Annotated in this window: 17 protein-coding genes; 6 read left to right on the top strand and 11 right to left on the bottom strand. The window is 58.3% G+C overall.

All coding sequences use genetic code 11. From position 1 onward, the window contains the following. Positions 1 to 20: 20 nt before the first annotated feature. Positions 21 to 3167 (bottom strand): WD40/YVTN/BNR-like repeat-containing protein, encoded by a 3147-nt coding sequence (locus ACID345_RS12135; protein ID WP_011523155.1) that lies wholly within the window; start codon positions 3165 to 3167, stop codon positions 21 to 23. 88 nt (positions 3168 to 3255) lie between these two features. Here ACID345_RS12135 and ACID345_RS12140 point away from each other — a divergent pair, with 88 nt between their 5' ends. After that, on the top strand, positions 3256 to 3741 hold the full coding sequence (locus ACID345_RS12140) for a DinB family protein (protein ID WP_011523156.1): 486 nt from the start codon (positions 3256 to 3258) through the stop codon (positions 3739 to 3741). Between the two features lie 77 nt (positions 3742 to 3818). Next, the gene (locus ACID345_RS12145) at positions 3819 to 4205 is read left to right on the top strand and encodes a fibronectin type III domain-containing protein (RefSeq protein ID WP_011523157.1); all 387 of its coding nucleotides are present in this window, start codon (positions 3819 to 3821) and stop codon (positions 4203 to 4205) included. Here the strand turns inward: ACID345_RS12145 and holA are convergent, their stop codons facing one another. The 10 genes from holA to meaB form a co-directional block, all read right to left on the bottom strand. Continuing rightward, positions 4206 to 5330, bottom strand: a complete 1125-nt coding sequence (gene holA, locus ACID345_RS12150) for a DNA polymerase III subunit delta (RefSeq protein ID WP_011523158.1) — start codon at positions 5328 to 5330, stop codon at positions 4206 to 4208. Then, positions 5330 to 5857, bottom strand: coding sequence for an LPS assembly lipoprotein LptE (lptE, locus tag ACID345_RS12155; protein ID WP_011523159.1), 528 nt, complete (start codon positions 5855 to 5857; stop codon positions 5330 to 5332). The genes holA and lptE overlap by 1 nt, the downstream gene beginning before the upstream one ends. Then, the gene (locus ACID345_RS12160; RefSeq protein WP_011523160.1) at positions 5854 to 6906 is read right to left on the bottom strand and encodes an Asd/ArgC dimerization domain-containing protein; all 1053 of its coding nucleotides are present in this window, start codon (positions 6904 to 6906) and stop codon (positions 5854 to 5856) included. Before ACID345_RS12160 ends, lptE begins: the two co-directional genes overlap by 4 nt. Before the next feature lie 13 nt (positions 6907 to 6919). Then, complete coding sequence (locus ACID345_RS12165; protein WP_011523161.1) at positions 6920 to 7783, bottom strand: CDP-alcohol phosphatidyltransferase family protein; 864 nt, start codon at positions 7781 to 7783, stop codon at positions 6920 to 6922. Positions 7784 to 7803: 20 nt separating this feature from the next. Beyond that, positions 7804 to 8469: a phosphatidylserine decarboxylase gene (locus ACID345_RS12170; RefSeq protein WP_011523162.1), complete on the bottom strand. Its 666-nt coding sequence runs from the start codon at positions 8467 to 8469 to the stop codon at positions 7804 to 7806. A gap of 179 nt (positions 8470 to 8648) precedes the next feature. Then, positions 8649 to 8876, bottom strand: a complete 228-nt coding sequence (locus ACID345_RS12175; RefSeq protein ID WP_011523163.1) for a DUF465 domain-containing protein — start codon at positions 8874 to 8876, stop codon at positions 8649 to 8651. Between the two features lie 98 nt (positions 8877 to 8974). Then, positions 8975 to 9451 (bottom strand): ribosomal protein S18-alanine N-acetyltransferase, encoded by a 477-nt coding sequence (gene rimI / locus ACID345_RS27515; RefSeq protein WP_011523164.1) that lies wholly within the window; start codon positions 9449 to 9451, stop codon positions 8975 to 8977. After that, positions 9448 to 10131 carry a tRNA (adenosine(37)-N6)-threonylcarbamoyltransferase complex dimerization subunit type 1 TsaB gene (gene tsaB, locus ACID345_RS25490; RefSeq protein ID WP_011523165.1) on the bottom strand — a complete coding sequence of 228 codons (684 nt, stop codon included), beginning with the start codon at positions 10129 to 10131 and terminating at the stop codon, positions 9448 to 9450. Before tsaB ends, rimI begins: the two co-directional genes overlap by 4 nt. A gap of 3 nt (positions 10132 to 10134) precedes the next feature. Beyond that, positions 10135 to 10542 carry a methylmalonyl-CoA epimerase gene (gene mce, locus ACID345_RS12190; protein ID WP_011523166.1) on the bottom strand — a complete coding sequence of 136 codons (408 nt, stop codon included), beginning with the start codon at positions 10540 to 10542 and terminating at the stop codon, positions 10135 to 10137. Positions 10543 to 10576: 34 nt separating this feature from the next. Beyond that, positions 10577 to 11533 (bottom strand): methylmalonyl Co-A mutase-associated GTPase MeaB, encoded by a 957-nt coding sequence (gene meaB / locus ACID345_RS12195; protein WP_011523167.1) that lies wholly within the window; start codon positions 11531 to 11533, stop codon positions 10577 to 10579. Between the two features lie 72 nt (positions 11534 to 11605). On the opposite strand from meaB, the gene hemW reads away from it, so the two are divergent. The 4 genes from hemW (at position 11606) to ACID345_RS12215 (ending at position 15681) form a co-directional block, all read left to right on the top strand. Next, positions 11606 to 12838, top strand: coding sequence for a radical SAM family heme chaperone HemW (gene hemW / locus ACID345_RS12200; RefSeq protein ID WP_011523168.1), 1233 nt, complete (start codon positions 11606 to 11608; stop codon positions 12836 to 12838). Positions 12839 to 12859: 21 nt separating this feature from the next. Beyond that, on the top strand, positions 12860 to 13939 hold the full coding sequence (locus tag ACID345_RS12205) for a threonine aldolase family protein (protein WP_011523169.1): 1080 nt from the start codon (positions 12860 to 12862) through the stop codon (positions 13937 to 13939). 13 nt (positions 13940 to 13952) lie between these two features. After that, a complete protein-coding gene (locus tag ACID345_RS12210) occupies positions 13953 to 14408 on the top strand; it encodes an SRPBCC family protein (protein ID WP_011523170.1) in 456 nt (151 codons plus the stop codon). Positions 14409 to 14538: 130 nt separating this feature from the next. After that, positions 14539 to 15681: an acyl-CoA dehydrogenase gene (locus ACID345_RS12215; RefSeq protein ID WP_011523171.1), complete on the top strand. Its 1143-nt coding sequence runs from the start codon at positions 14539 to 14541 to the stop codon at positions 15679 to 15681. Positions 15682 to 15735 lie beyond the last annotated feature (54 nt).

Consider the following 15735-nt stretch of genomic DNA (forward strand, 5'->3'; position numbering starts at 1 on the left):
CCCGAAAGCGCCGCTCTTCCCTACTGGTCTCGATCTTTATCGTTGCCGTAATCGAAGTCGTCCTCTTCCGGTTCCGGACCTTTCGAGATTTCCTTCTGTCCCGCTGCCTTTAATTGATCGTTCAGCTTTGGCAAGTCGGTCGCCAGCCACGCAGTCCACTGCTTATCGGTGGACGCGAACGTCTGCTCGAATTTTACGAGCGCGGCTTCTTGGTCCGGAGTAGGCGCTGCGTCAGCGCTCTGCAAGGCGTAGAGCACCGACCGGAAGCTTCCCTGGAGATGGCGCAGGCTCGTGGTGTCGGTGTCAATCGGAGTGCTGGATGCCCCATAACCGAGATCGGCAGGCCCTAGCACCGCGCTGAGATGCTGACGGAAAGGTTCAATCGGCGCTGATGTTGTCCCGAGTTGTTTTTCGATGGCCGTTCCCTTTGCCACCGCCGCGTTGAGCTTTGCAAGCACTTGGGCGGCGCGCTGCGAGACAGCGAATTGACGCTGCAAATCCGCGGGCGTAGTTTTCACACGCGGATCCATGCGGATGGTGAACGGCTGCTTGTAAGTCTTCCCTGCAACGATTAGGACTGCGGAATATTCGCCTGGGAGCGCCCACGTGCCGGCGGCCTGGCGGTATCCGCCGCTCGCTCCGTTGAGTTCGTAATGCATGTCCCACACGAATCGATGCGCGCCTGCGTTAGTGGCCAGCGGCGTCGGAAGCTTCACCCAGAACGCGGGAAACACCAGGGTCTTCTCATCCGGCTGCTTGGGATTGTTTTCGCTGGAGAACTTGCGGATGCTCGTGCCTTTGGCGTCGAAGATATTGAGTGTGATCGGGCCGGGAACGTCGGTCTTCAAGTAATAGTCGAAGATCGCGCCTGTCAGCGGATTTGTTCCGTGAGGAATTTCTGGTGGATAGGGCGTGGCTTCGTCGCCGCCAGGACGAGTGCGGGTGGCGACTTGCGGTTTGTAGAAGTGGGCGTCCTCTTCATTCGTCTGCGGCTTTAGCTCGCGAAGCGACGTGATGTTGTCCATCACGTAGAAGCCGCGGCCATGGGTCGCAACCACGATGTCGTCTCCGTGAATCGTGATGTCACGCATGGAAACGGTTGGCAGGTTCTTCTGGAAGGACTGCCAGTGCTCGCCATCGTCGAAGCTCACCCACAGGCTCAATTCCGTGCCGGCAAATAGCAAGCCGGGGCGGACCAAGTCTTCACGAATGAAATTCACATAGCTATTGAAATTGCCGGCGATTTGCTGCCATGTCTTGCCGCCATCGCGGGTGCGATAGATGTATGGCTTGTAGTCTTCCAGACGATGACGGTCCACTGCGGCGTAGGCGGTGTTCTTGTCGAAATGTGAGGCTTCGAGCGTAGCGACTTTGCTCCACGCCGTGATTTCGGCGGGCGTGACGTTCTGCCAGTGTTTGCCGTCGTCGGTGGAGCGGTGGATGAGTCCGTCGTCGGTGCCAATCCAAAGTAAGTTGGCATCGAGGGGCGACGGCGCGATCGAATAGATGACGCCTTTGCGCGGCGAATCGAGGCCGTACTTCGCGGTGATGGGATCCAGGTTTGCGGGAACGCCAGGATTGTCGCGCGTGAGATCGGGACTGATGGCGGCCCATGACTTGCCACCGTTGTCGCTGCGGAAAAGCACCTGGTGGCTGAAGTAAAGCTTGTGTGGATCGGCAGGCGAGAAGACGAGAGGCAACGTCCAGGTTTGACGCCACGTTCCTTCGCGGCCGAGCGTGGGCGAGACGTCCTGGTCCTGGGAGAGGTCAGCCTGGTACTTCGAGACCATGCCGCCGAAGACCGTGTTCGGATCGTTCGGATCGGGCGCAAGCATACCGCTTTCACCACCGACTTCCACGCCCTTCCAGTCGCGCTCAGTGATCGACGAATATTTGCTTCGGCTCTTCACGGCGATGGCGCCGCTATCTTGCTGCGCTCCGTAAATCCAGTAGGGATACGAATTGTCAGTCGCTACGCGATAGATTTGCGCGGTCGGCTGGTTGTACCAGGAACTCCATGTTTCGCCCGCATTGAGCGAAACAACGGTGCCCTGGTCGCTGGCAACGATCATGCGCTTCCCGTCTTCGGGGGCGATCCATAGGCCGTGGTAGTCGTCTCCGCCGGGCGCGCCTTTGAAGGAGACGAATGACTTGCCCCCATCGGTGGAGCGGTACATCGAAGTGTTTGAGATGTAGACGAGATCGGGGTTCTTGGGATCGACCGCGATCACGCCGAAGTACCAGCCGCGTCCCCAGATGCGGCGCTCGTTGTCGAGCAACTGCCATGTTGCACCGGCGTCGTCAGAGCGGTAGAGACCGCCCTGCTTCGCATCCACGATGGCATACACGCGATTGCGATCACTCGGCGCGATGGCGATGCCGATACGTCCGAGGCCTTCCGTCGGCAATCCGTTCGTGAGTTGGGACCAGTGCGCGCCGCCGTCGGTGGATTTGTACAAGCCGCTTCCTGGACCGTTCGAGGCGGGGTAAACATTCCATGGCGGACGACGGGTTTGCCACATCGCGGCGTAGATGGTTTGGCTGTCCTGCGGATCGAAGGCGAGGTCAATGGCGCCGGTGTCGTCATCTTTGAAGAGAATGGATTGCCAGTTCTGACCGCCGTCGGTGGACTTGAAAACGCCACGTTGTTTGTTCGCGCCGTAGGCATGGCCCAACGCGGCGACATACACGATGTTCGGATCTTTGGGATCAACGATCACGCGGCCGATTTGACGCGTGTCTTCAAGACCGATATGCGTCCAGGTCTTGCCGGCGTCGGCGGACTTGTACATACCGTTACCGTAGCTGATCTGCGAACGCATGTCGGCTTCGCCGCTGCCCACATAAATAACATCGGAATTCGATGGAGCGACGGCGATCGCGCCGATGGAGCCAACAGGCTGGGAGTCCATGATGGGCTTCCATGTCACACCAGCATCCGTCGTCTTCCATACACCGCCGCCGACAGAGCCGAAGTAGAACACTGCAGGATTCCCCGGAACGCCGGTTGCGGAATCGCAGCGTCCACCACGGAAAGGGCCGACGAATCGCCATTGCAACTGTGAGAAGAGCGCGGGATCTACCTGTGCCGGCAGTAAGAAAGAGCAGAAGAAAAGAAGAATCCCCACTGCGGCGCTTGAGCGGAGCGCCGAATACTTTCGATCCAAGACATCCTCCAATTGCATCGAGGATACAACAACAAGGTCGGCATCGTTGCGCGGGCGACGTCCATCCAATGAGAGCAAGAGAGGATAAATGACACTGAATCAAGAACTGCACAAGCAATTGCTCGCGTTATTGAAGGGTGGCAATGCGCACGCGACACTCGACGAAGCGGTGAAAGACTTCCCCGCTGACAAACATGGAGTGAAGCCGCAAGGAGTGCCCTACTCGGCATGGCAGTTGTTGGAACACATCCGCATTGCGCAGCACGACATATTGCGCTTCAGCAAGAACCACGACGGCTCCTACAAGTCGCCGAAATGGCCGGAGGGTTACTGGCCGGAATCGCCCGAACCCCCGAATGCCGGAGCTTGGGAGAAAACGATCAAACAGATCAAGGCCGACCAGAAAGAGTTTGAAGAGTTGCTTGGCGATACGAAGACGAAGCTCGATGAACCATTTCCATGGGGCGATGGCCAGAATTTGCTACGCCAAGCGCTGCTGATTGCCGACCACAACGCTTACCATCTTGGCGAGATCGTGGCCGTGAGGCGAATGCTCGGCGCGTGGCATGGCTAAGGTTGCCTGTCACCTAGGTGCCGTTTTGAGACCACCTCGCAGCAGTGAAGCTCCATCGAAACTGTTCGGAGGAGCGTATGAAATCACTCATCATTTCAGCAATTCTCGTGCTTGGCAGCACGGTAGCGATGGCACAGATGGCCTCGCCAGACCAGCGGCAGGCCGAGCACGAACAGGAACGCGCCAGCGGCATTCACGACCAGGTGGACGTGATCGCAGGCCCAACCGTGCAACAAGTGACGAACCGGTCAGCGGTGTTGACGTGGCAGACAAACAAAGTAGCCGCGACGCGCGTCAATTACGGACTTGATCCAAACAACCTGTATCAGCACGCGTATCTTCCGGGCGGTTCCACCGAACACCAGGTCGCGCTACGTAACCTGCGTCCGCACACAACGTATTACTTCCTGGTGGAAAACACCTATGGACAGAATCGGCTGACGGGGACGTTCACCACGCAATAGTTAGACGGGTAATTCTTCCTGCTGCCATCCCGGCTCGATGACACGCGGTTCGGACGCGAGATCGAGTATGAGGTTCTCAAGGATGAGCCGTTTGCTAGGCGGATTCGAGCGCACGGCAAGGTCGGCCTTGGCGACGAGCCGGATGGCGCGGGTAAGTTCGCGGCGTGACTTGAAGCGTCGCGCCTGTCGAATAATGTCTTCCGCGGCGAAAGGAGGCACGCGGAAACCCTGCCACAACACCTGCCATAGAGCGCGCGAATCTCGGACATTGCGTTCGCTGATCACCAGCATTTGACGGAAGGTCCGCGCCAGCATATAGAGGTGGCCGATCGCGGCCTCTTCGCCATCGCCGGTGGAGAGGATGGCGTCGAGGACTTGCAACGCTTTCACGCGATCGTGCTGCGAGATGGCGTCGGTCAGTTCGTAGAGCGAGCGCTGCTTGGCAGCGAGGACCATGGTCTCGACATCGCCGAGGGTGATGCGCTTCTTTTCTCCGACATACAGAACAAGCTTCTCGAGTTCATTGGCGAGCAGCATCATGTCGCCACCAAGAGAATCCACAAGTTCTCGGGCGGCATCCTGCTCGAGCTTTACGCCCTGGTTCTGCGCGATTTGGAGCGCCCACTTTGCTGCTTCGTTATCTTCCACGCGCGCGAATTCAATCAGGCTGCACCAATCGCCGAGGGTCTCACGAATCTTCTCGTAGCGTTCTTTGTCCTGGTAATCCATCTTGCGAACGTCGGCCGGAATACTGATGTGGTCGGCGACGAAGATGATGAGCGCGTCAGGATTCGGGTTCTTGAAATAGTCTTCGATGGCGGCGAATTCGTCGTCGTGCTTGCCGCGGCCGTAGAGGTTCTTGGTGCCGCGCACGAAGAAGACCTGGAATGGCGCCATGAGCGAAGGCGTACGGGCACGGTCGAGTACCTCGCCAATACCGGAGTCTGAAAGATCCATTTCGTACAGACTGAATTCGCGGACGTCGGGTGGAACGAGGTGCGTGAGGATGGCGTCACGACACTGCTTGCGGAAGAACGCTTCGTCGCCGATGAACACGTAGCCAGCCTTCAGCTTGCGCTGTTCGACTTCGCTGACAAACCGCTCGGTGGGCGCGAAGCTCTTCACTAAAACGCCTCCAAAATATTGCTGACGAGTGTACGCGAAAAATCGCTGGCCATACGGTGCAACGCGACCGTGTCTTCTTCAAAGAAACTTAACGGATCCGCGGAAAGCTGGTACTGATCGCGGAACGTGTAGTTGTTATTTTCGAAGAGTACCTTGCCGTGGCGGTCCACGAATTTCACGGATGCAGTGACGGTCACGAGAGCGGTGGTGGCGCGACCGGTCTGCGAATCGTAGGTGGCCGGAGTGCTTTCCGTCGTCAGCACCTTGCCGGTGATGGTGGCATCGACGTCGTCGCTGGGAGAGCTCACAATCCGATACTTCGTGCGGCTCGACATCTCGTGGATGACAGCGTTCGTGATGATCTGCTCGATGTGGTAAGTCTTGGTCTGGTTCTCGAAGATAGGAATCGAGATGGTCTTTACGTCAGGCGGAATACGTACCGCTTTCCCGGCCTCGTGATAGCCGCAACCGGTGCTAAGCACTACCGCAAGGGCGATCGCGATCAGCGAGACGCGGAAAGCTGTCACTGCACCTGGCCTCGTGGACGGCTGGCGGCCATCAGTTCCGCGCACTCGACGGCGGAGGTCGAAGAGACGCGCAGGTTGTCGGACGTCGCCCAAATCCAGAAACCACTCTCCTTCAGCGGATCGCGCCGCACATTCACCAGCACTTGTTCCTGTCCCGCCGCGCTCACGTTGTTGGGCGCTTCGGTCTCGGTTGCGAGCGTCACGTGCTCACCGCTTAGCGCCTCGCGCAATTGGTCGAGCGTCGCGCCATCCGCCAATTCAATGTAAAGCGAAAAGCCGTGGCCGTGGAAGGTGGGCGTCTGCAACAGCATCAACGAAGGTACGGGGGCAGCGTTGCCGACAATCGCCTTAAAGTGGCGCAGAATGCGCTGTTCTGATTCGGCCAGCGAATGCACCGATCCTGCCCCGAAGCGGTCCACCATGTTGAACGCGACTTGCGTGCCGAAAATCGTCATAGGAAGTTGCTGGAAGCTGAGCAAATTGATGGTCTGTTCGTGGAGTTCATCCATGCCGCGCTTCCCGCGTTCAGAGGCAGGCTCGAAGACAGTCGCAATCGCGTTGCGAATGGCGCCGGCCTTCTTTGCGCGGACAAGCAGCAATGCGAGCACCACCGCTGCGGGATGGGCGACCACCACGGGATGTGTGGTGAGGCTCAGTTCCGCCGTGCCGAGTTCGTGCTCGATCCAAGGAGATCGCAGCTGCACACCGGGCTCGTTCTCGAGGGCATAAGAGAGATCGATAATCTCGCTGCCGGACTGCTTGGACTGCTTCCACGTCTTCTGCGTGAACTCGGGATCGCTCGCGAAGAAAGCGAAGTCAACGTTCGCGAGATGCTCGGGGACAAGACTCTGGATGAAGGTGGCTTCATCGCCAACCTGTTCAAGCTGGCCAAGGGACTCTTCGTCATCGAGCAGACGAACGTCCTGCGCTGGGAAATTGCGCTCGCTGAGGACCTCTTTAATTTCACGGCCCTTAAGGGTGGCAGCGCCGACAATGGCAACTCGAAACAGCATGCCCCAATTCGTATTTTCGTTTTTAGTTTTAGTCATTCTTTGAGTGTTCTCAGTCGGCGTGTACAACCTGGTCGGGAGACGGCGGCGGCATTTGCGATCCGCGGCGGAAGCCATAGAAGAGCCGCGAGAAAATGCCCCAGAACATATACGTGATGGAAATGACGAACAGCGTCCAATCGGAGAACAAGATGATCATCGCAACCAGTGCGCACAGCACAACAATGAGTCGCGCCGAGTGACGCTGGCGGAAATCCACGCCCTTGAAACTCGGGAAGCGCCAGCGGCTGACCATGAGGAATCCGAGCGTAAGAACGAAGAACGCCCAGATTAGCGCCATCCACCAGGACGCGATGGGATAGCCGTGCGCAAAGTGAACCACGGACGCGATGACGCCCGCACCGCCAGGTATCGGCATACCGACAAAGTATTTCTTTCCTGGCCTGCCCGGGTTTGATGGCTGCGGATTCAATTGGATGTTGAAGCGTGCGAGACGGCAAGCGCCAGCGGCGAGGAACAGGAAGGTCACCACGGCGCCGAAGCGCATGAGCTTCCCTTGCAGAACCGTGTTGGCCATCGCCATGGCGTGGAAGCCCCACAGCCACGCGAGGATCGCGGGCGCCATGCCGAAGGTGATTACGTCGGCAAGCGAATCGAGTTCGCGGCCAAAATCGCTGGTGGTGTTGGTCATGCGCGCCACGCGGCCGTCGAGGCCGTCGAAGACGATCGCGAAGCCAATCGCGAGCGCAGCGAGATCGTAGTGCCGCGGATCACCCTGGTTGTTGGCAGCTTGAATCGCCTGGGAGATGGCGTAATAGCCCGCCGCGATGTTCACCGCGGTGAAGAGCGAAGGAAGGATGTACAGGCCCTTACGCAGCCGGCGTTGTCGGCCAGGATCGTCATCTTTACGACGCATTGGCGTTAACGTCCCTAATTTCAACGTGCTCCTCCGCGTTCCGTGCCGCTCAGCACCGGCGCATTACCGTGTGCCACTCGTGCAACTGCGAGGATAGTCGAGCCGCCGGCAACATGGTCTCCAATCTTCACCGAGACGTCGGATTCAGATGTGAAAATCACGTCAACTCGCGAACCGAACTTTATCAATCCGACACGCTCTCCGCGACCAACCACGTCCCCGACCTTCTTCGTAAATACGATGCGACGGGCCAGCAGTCCGGCAATCTGCTTGAAGATCACCGTCTGCCCTTCACCTTCCACGGTCACAATGTTCTGTTCGTTGGCGTCGGCGGAAATCGCGCCCATGGCGTTGCCGAACTTGCCCTTCTGGTAGCGCACTTCGCGGATGGTTCCGGCAATGGGCGAGCGATTTACGTGCACGTTAAAGATGTTGAGGAATACGCTGATACGGGTCCGGGGCTCGCCGTTTACATCCACCGTAACGATGTCCGTGACCTTGCCGTCGCCCGGTGAAACGATCGCGCCGACCGTCTGCGGGATCTGGCGCTCCGGATCGCGAAAGAACCAGCCAAAGAAGAATGCCAACAGCAGGGGAATGATCGCCAGCGGCCAGATGGTGAAATAGCCCACCAAAATCGCAACCGCGACGAAGGCGACCACGTAATAGATTCCGTCACGAACCATAGAGTATCTGAACGATTATAGAGCCTCGAAGTTGGCACCCGGCACGGAAAGTAGCTCAATGAAAAGAGAAAGCCTCCGCAGGCGACACGACACACGTGAGGCATTGCGGAGGCCGGGTTCTCTGTATCCGCTCGCGGTCCGGATCGACGCCTATCCGGGCGCGAAAAGGCTAAACGTAGCTAGGCTACGTGATGCTGCTCCTTGTATTGGAGCTCGAGTTTCTCCATCTCATCCTTCAAGCGCAGCTTTAACTTTTTCAGGCGCACTTCCTCGACCTTTTCGTCTTCCGAAAGATAGCGCTTGGATGTCAGGCTATCGAGGCGCTGTGCGTATTGAGTGTGTTCGTGGGAGAGACGGCGAAACTCATCGTTGTGTGCGAGAAGCTGTTCGCGGACTGCAGAAGCCATCCGGCAAACCTCCAATTCAATCGCCTCGCGTCCGAAGGCCCGGAGATCCCGGGTTGGATTTGAGGCGATTCAGACGGTAGCACACGACCTGCTCTCATTCAACGGATTTTCATACTGATTGCCGTTAACTTTTTCTCAAACAGGAGGGCATCCTCTTGCGGATTACTGTAGTAATTCCTGCGACTCCCGACCTGTTCAAAACCTAGTACTTCGTACAGGTGCTGGGCAGGAAGATTGGAAGCGCGGACCTCCAGAAAGATGCGAGTTCCTACGGCGGCTTCGGCAATGGAGACGAGTCGCTGTACGAGATCCCTGCCAATGCCCTGGCGCTTTGCGGAAAGTGCAACGGCAACGTTCTCCAGTTCCCACTCGTCCGCAACTTGGTGGCCAACAATGAATCCGAGGACTTCCCCCCCGCGCTCGGCGATGAAGGCAACCCGGTGCGCGTCGAGATCGGTCCAGAGACGCTGGTAAGCATCCTCGCTCCAGTGCGCGGCGCTTTCATTCGCGCGCTCGATTTGAAGGATGGCCGGCAGGTCGAACGGAACCGACTGACGGATTGAGAACTCGCTCATAGGTTCGTCGCGGAGAAGATTTCAGCGTCAGAGCGACGGATGTAGTTGGCGTCCAGGTCGTCGGGACGCACCGTCACACCGCGGTCGAGTTGGGCGAAGGCGAGCGCGGCGGCGAGTTCGACGCCGGGAGCCGGGATATCCTGGACATCGAGCCTGGCTTCACGCGCGAAGCTCGCGATTTTCTCGTCGGCAACGATCATTGGCGCTCGGAGTTCTCGGACGCGGTCGCCGAGTTCGGATTGTTTAACGAGCAGCTCGGCGAGGGTGCGAATTTCAAGCTTTGGATGAATTTCGCAATGGCCCAGAAAAATTTCGCTACGACCGGCATCCATCGCCGCGACCACAGAACCGCTTTCACGTTGCGATGCGGCGGCGATGAGTTCGAGTGTGGAAAGCGCGGTGAGAGGCTTGTTCAGAGCCTCGGCGAACCCCTTAGCAGCCGCGAGACCCACCCGGAGCCCTGTGAACGATCCCGGCCCGGCGACGACCGCGAAAGCATGCATATCCGACTTCTTCAACGCGGCGCGATCCAGCATCGCAGCAAACTTCGGTATCAGTTCGGCAGAGTACTGACCACTGGTCAGCGACTCCGCGGCAAGCACGTGAATTCCCTGCTCGTCGCGGCGCGAGAGACCGAGGCTCCCCTGCTTGCCGCTCGTGTCAATGGTGAGAAGGATCATTGCTTACACGCCAGTCGGTGGATCTTCGCACAATTCAAGCAGAACTCCGCCGGCGCTTGAGGGGTGAATGAAGACGTAGAGATGCCCGCCCGCACCGACTTTGATCTCATCGGAGATGAAGCGCGTTCCGGCGGCTTTTAATCGCTCGATCGATCCGGCAATGTCATCTACGTGCAGTGCGACGTGGTGCAAGCCTTCGCCGCGCTTGGCGAGAAATCTTCCGATGGGCGAATCGTCTTCTGTAGGTTCAAGCAGCTCGATTCGGCTGCCGTCCATGGGAACCATCGCGAGGCGCACTTTTTCTGCGGCGACAGTCTCCTCGGGCATCACGTTCATGCCGAGCGTCTCGTAAAACTTCTTCGCCTGTGCGAGCGACTTCACTGCGATTCCAAGATGATCAATCTGAAACATCCTCACCCCACAAACTCGTTTCGCTCTTGGATGTCTAACGACGTCCCACGGTGCCGACAATTTCCTCAATTATCGTGTACGGGTCGCGTTTGTGGTCCGCAATCTCGGCGGCGTAGCGGCTGGCGGCGCCGTTGCCGAGATGCTCGCGCTCCACCTGCTCCATCAACGCGTCACGCAGCATTTCGACCAACCGGTTGCGCCAGTTCTGGATGCGCTTCTCGTGCCCGGCTTCGCTTTTGTCGAGGAACACGCGGTACTCATCGATTTTCTTCACCAACTCGGGAATGCCATCGCCCGTGTGGGCCACAGTCTTCACAATCGGCGGAATCCAGGCATCATGCCGCAGAGCCAGCCCCTGGAGAGCCCTGATCTCGCGTTCCACACGCTCGGCGCCATCGCGGTCAGCCTTATTGATGACGAAGATGTCGGCGATTTCCATGATGCCGGCTTTGATGGACTGCACATCATCTCCCATCCCGGGCACGAGCACGACGACCGTGACATCCGCGAGTTTCACGATGTCCACTTCATCCTGGCCAACACCGACGGTTTCTACCAAAACAAGGTCGCGGCCGCTGGCGTCGAGGATCGAAGTAACATCGGCGGTGGTGCGCGCCAGGCCACCGAGCGAACCACGAGTAGCCATGCTGCGGATGAAGATTCCGGGATCGGAGTAGTGACCCTGCATGCGAATACGATCGCCGAGAATCGCGCCGCCACTGAACGGCGAGGTGGGGTCAATGGCGACGATGCCTACCGTCTTCTCGGCCTTGCGGTACTCGCGTGCGACGCCGTCCACCAGCGTGCTTTTGCCCGCACCTGGTGCGCCGGTAACGCCGATAATCCCCGCGTTTCCGCTATGAGGAAAGAGCGCCTTCATCAACTCGCTGGCGTACGGGGAGCGGTTCTCGACGGCAGTAATCGCGCGCGCAAGAGCACGCAAGTCGCCGCTGCGAATCCGTTCCGCCCAATTCTTGATCTCGTCAGTCACAGTCGGTTGGTCCCAGAAAACTCTACAGTTTAGCCCATAGGCCGTGCCAAGCTTTGTGATGGATAATGAGTTGTGGCCCTCGGCATTTATATCTCTGTCCCGTTTTGCCGCACTAAGTGCTCTTTCTGCAATTTCGCGTCAGGGGTGTTCTCGCGGGAGCTTTTCGACCGCTACATCAATATCGTGGCCGAAGACATTGCGCGGGCCGAACAGATTGCGCCGGGCGCTCAGTTCGAGAGCGAGGTGGACTCGATCTATCTCGGTGGGGGGACTCCGAGTGTATTGGCCCCCGACCAACTGGAGCGACTTTTCCTCGCGGTTCACGAAAAGTTCAAAGTGAGCAACAACACCGAAGTCACAGTGGAATGCGCGCCGGGAACACTGACCCGCGAAATGCTGAACGCGCTGGTGGATTTCGGTGTGAACCGCGTGAGCCTTGGGGTGCAGTCGTTTGTAGATGAAGAGAGCCGTTCGGTCGGACGACTCCATACGCGCGAAATCACCTTCGCCGACATCAATTCCCTGCGCCAACATGGGATTGAAAACATCAGCGTGGACCTGATCGCCGGACTTCCGCACCAAACGCCCAAGAGTTGGCGTGAGTCGCTGCAGGACGTGGTGGACTCGCAGGTGCCGCACGTAAGTGTGTACATGCTTGAGGTCGATGAGGACTCCCGCTTGGGACGCGAACTGATGGCGGGCGGCACGCGCTACCATGCCCATTTTGTCCCCGATGACGACACCACCGCGGACCTCTATCAGCAGGCGTGCGACACACTGAACAAGGCTGGAGTAAGGCAATACGAAATCTCGAATTTTGCACGCCCAGAGAGCGAATCGCGGCATAACTTAAAGTATTGGTTGAGGCAGCCTTATCTTGGATTTGGGGTGGATGCTCACTCCATGCTGGCTTCGCAGAATTGCGAGGGACTGCGCTTCTCCACTGCCGACGACCTGGATCAATTCCTTGCCGGAGCGCCGCGAACGTTTCGCCATGTGAACCGGGCCGCAGCGGAAGACGAAGCATTCTTCCTCGGCTTGCGACTGAACCGCGGCGTCGACCTGAGCGCGATCGAGCAGGAGTCCGGGAAAGACCCCGTCGCACGTCGCGGCGCCGCACTCGAAGAACTCACAGAGGCCGAACTCCTCCAACGCGATCACTGCACCATACGTCTCACCGATCGCGGGCGGTTGCTCTCCAATGAAGTCTTTGAGCGGTTAACGCTTGCCGCGCCTCCCGAAGAGGAACGGCGGAACGAGTCGGCGAATCCGCCACTCATCGCAATTTCTCCGCCACCCAAGTAAACTCAAGTTTTGGACTCATTTATGAGCAGCACTGATACGAAGACACACTCCCCTGAAGCTGTGAAGCGCGCATCGGTTGTTGATCTGCGCTCCGACACGGTAACCAAACCGTCCCCCGAAATGCGTCGCGCGATGATGGAAGCCGAAGTTGGCGACGACGTTTACGGCGAAGACCCGACTATCAATCGACTTGAACATCGTGCCGCCGAAATCTTCGGACGCGAAGCAGCGATCCTCGTTCCGACCGGAACCATGGGAAACCAGATCGCAATCAAGATCCACACCCGCCCCGGGCAGGAAATTATTTGCGAAGAACGCGCGCACATCAAAGACTACGAGATGGCGATGCTGGCGCAATTCTCCGGATGTTTGCCACGGACCGTGGCCGGTGAAAAAGGCATTCCAACCTGGAAGCAGATCCAGCGAAAGATCCAGCCACCGACGTATTACATCGCGCAGACTGGGTTGATCGCGCTGGAAAACACGCACAACATGGCGGGCGGCACCGTGATCCCCATCGAAACAATCAATGACATCTGCGACGGAGCTCACAGCGTCAAGCTGCCGGTCCACATGGACGGCGCACGCGTGTTTAATGCGTCCGCGGCGCTGGGCAAGCCCGTTTCAGAAATTACGAAGAACGTGGACTCGGTGATGTTCTGCCTGTCGAAGGGACTCGGCGCGCCAGTTGGTTCCCTGCTGGTAGGCTCGAAGGAATTCATCCGAATGGCGCGCATCTACCGCAAGTCACTCGGAGGAGGTATGCGGCAGGCCGGCATCCTGGCTGCTGCGGGATTGATCGCGCTGGAGCAAGGACCGAAGCGCCTGCACGATGACCACGGGAACGCCAAGCACGTGGCGGAGCGGCTCGCAGACATTCGCGGAATCAACATTGACGCTGCCACTGTCCAGACCAACATCGTGATCTTCGACGTGAGCGGCACCGGCATGGATACAGCGGATTTCGCGCGCAAGCTTGCCGAGAAGAACGTGCTCGCCAGCGGGATCAGCCCGGAGTTGATGCGCATTGTTACGCATCTCGACGTAGACCGCGCGGCATGTGACCATGCCGTCAACATGATTGAAGAAATCTGCGCCTAGGACGACCCTCAAAATGCGCCTGGAATACTCGACCGTTTGTAACTGCAAGCCCGAGCACATCTGGCAGACCTTTCAACGCGTGGAAGAGTGGCCGCGCTGGAGCGGCGTAATCGCCAACACGCAATGGATCGAGGGCGCGCCGTGGCAACCGGGCAGCCAATTTCAGATGCAGATCTTGCAGCCAATCCCCGTCATGTTTCGGCCCGAAGTTTTGGAATGCTCGCCACCGGGCTATGTGCATTGGATCGGCAAAACGACGGCACTCAATGCCGAACAGTGGTTCTCGTTCGAGGCCCAACCCGACGGCACCACCGTGATGAAGACATGGCAGGATTTCAGCGGCCCCGCCAGCTTCATGTTCGGCGAGAGCGTGAAGACGGCGATCACCAACATCTACGTGGACCTGTTCCGATCGCTCAAGGAAGAAGCCGAAAAACTCGCACGCACAGCTATATCGGATTCCGAGTAACTATAAGCCAGACTTTCCGCATCTCAAGTTTTATGTTATAAAATTCCAACCTTCCTGTACGACTCCCAGCGGAGCGACGCGAACAAAATTGGATTGAGGTTGAGGTGTCCTCACCGGACCGAGGCCGAGCATGAATTTTGAATTCACGGACGAGCAACAGCAGTTGCAAAAGATGGTGCGCGAGTTTGCCGAGCGCGAAATCGCCCCCAATGTCATGAAATGGGATGAGGCTTGCGAGTTTCCTCTTGCGACGGTCAAGGAACTCGGCAAGCTCGGCTTGCTGGGGATCATCTTCCCCGTTGAATACGGCGGCGCAGGAATGGGGTACGTCGAATACGCCACCGCGATCGAAGAGCTCTCCCGCGTAGACGGCTCCGTGGGAATCATCGTTGCGGCCCACACTTCCCTCTGCAGCAATCACATCTTCCTCGCTGGGAACGAAGAACAGAAGCGCAAATACATCCCGAAGCTCGCAACTGGCGAGTTCATTGGTGCATGGGGACTGACGGAGCCTGGCTCCGGTTCTGACGCTGGTGGCGCGCGCACCACCGCCGTTCGCAAGGGCGACAAATGGGTCCTCAACGGGACAAAGACTTTCATCACCAACGGCCACTATGCGGATGTAGTCGTAGTAATTGCTGTGACCGACAAGGCCGCCCACACCCACGGCCTGAGCGCCTTCCTGGTGGATGCCGGCACCAAGGGCTTCAAACTCGGCAAGAAAGAAAACAAACTTGGCCTGCGCGCCAGCGACACCGCGGAACTGATCTTTGAGGACTGCGAGATTCCTCTAGCGAACCTGCTGGGCAAAGAAGGCGATGGCTTCATCGACTCCATGCGCATTCTCGACGGCGGCCGCATCTCAATCGCCGCGCTTGGCTTGGGAATGGCGCAGGGCGCGTACGAAGCCGCTCGCGATTACTCGAAAGAACGCAAGCAATTCGGAAAAGCGATCAGTGAGAACCAAGCCATCCAGTGGAAGCTCGCCGACATGGCCACGGAGATTGACGCCGCCCGCCTGCTCACCTGGCGTGCCGCGTGGATGAAAGACAGCGGCATGAAGACTACGCTCGAGTCGTCAATGGCAAAGCTTTACACCAGCGAAGTCGCGGTGAGGGTCGCGAATGAGGGCGTGCAGATCCACGGCGGCTATGGGTTCATCAAGGACTACCCGGCCGAAAAGTTCTATCGCGACGTCAAGCTGTGCACCATTGGCGAAGGTACCAGCGAGATTCAGCGACTGGTGATCAGCCGTCAAATACTAAAGAGCTAGCGTTTTCTTTTCGTTCACACCCTCTTGTCACATTGTTGACGCCCGTTGGCGTAC

This window comes from Candidatus Koribacter versatilis Ellin345, assembly GCF_000014005.1.
GTDB lineage: Bacteria > Acidobacteriota > Terriglobia > Terriglobales > Acidobacteriaceae > Korobacter > Korobacter versatilis_A.

Excerpts from the sequence above, each read along its gene's own strand:
- ACID345_RS12165 (WP_011523161.1), bottom strand. The coding sequence starts at position 7,783 with ATGCGTCGTAAAGATGACGATCCTGGCCGACAACGCCGGCTGCGTAAG.
- mce (WP_011523166.1), bottom strand. The coding sequence starts at position 10,542 with ATGTTTCAGATTGATCATCTTGGAATCGCAGTGAAGTCGCTCGCACAG.
- ACID345_RS12170 (WP_011523162.1), bottom strand. The coding sequence starts at position 8,469 with ATGGTTCGTGACGGAATCTATTACGTGGTCGCCTTCGTCGCGGTTGCG.
- ACID345_RS12160 (WP_011523160.1), bottom strand. The coding sequence starts at position 6,906 with ATGACTAAAACTAAAAACGAAAATACGAATTGGGGCATGCTGTTTCGA.
- ACID345_RS12140 (WP_011523156.1), top strand. The coding sequence starts at position 3,256 with ATGACACTGAATCAAGAACTGCACAAGCAATTGCTCGCGTTATTGAAG.
- ACID345_RS12210 (WP_011523170.1), top strand. The coding sequence starts at position 13,953 with ATGCGCCTGGAATACTCGACCGTTTGTAACTGCAAGCCCGAGCACATC.
- ACID345_RS12215 (WP_011523171.1), top strand. The coding sequence starts at position 14,539 with ATGAATTTTGAATTCACGGACGAGCAACAGCAGTTGCAAAAGATGGTG.
- ACID345_RS12145 (WP_011523157.1), top strand. The coding sequence starts at position 3,819 with ATGAAATCACTCATCATTTCAGCAATTCTCGTGCTTGGCAGCACGGTA.
- rimI (WP_011523164.1), bottom strand. The coding sequence starts at position 9,451 with ATGAGCGAGTTCTCAATCCGTCAGTCGGTTCCGTTCGACCTGCCGGCC.
- tsaB (WP_011523165.1), bottom strand. The coding sequence starts at position 10,131 with ATGATCCTTCTCACCATTGACACGAGCGGCAAGCAGGGGAGCCTCGGT.
- ACID345_RS12175 (WP_011523163.1), bottom strand. The coding sequence starts at position 8,876 with ATGGCTTCTGCAGTCCGCGAACAGCTTCTCGCACACAACGATGAGTTT.
- ACID345_RS12205 (WP_011523169.1), top strand. The coding sequence starts at position 12,860 with ATGAGCAGCACTGATACGAAGACACACTCCCCTGAAGCTGTGAAGCGC.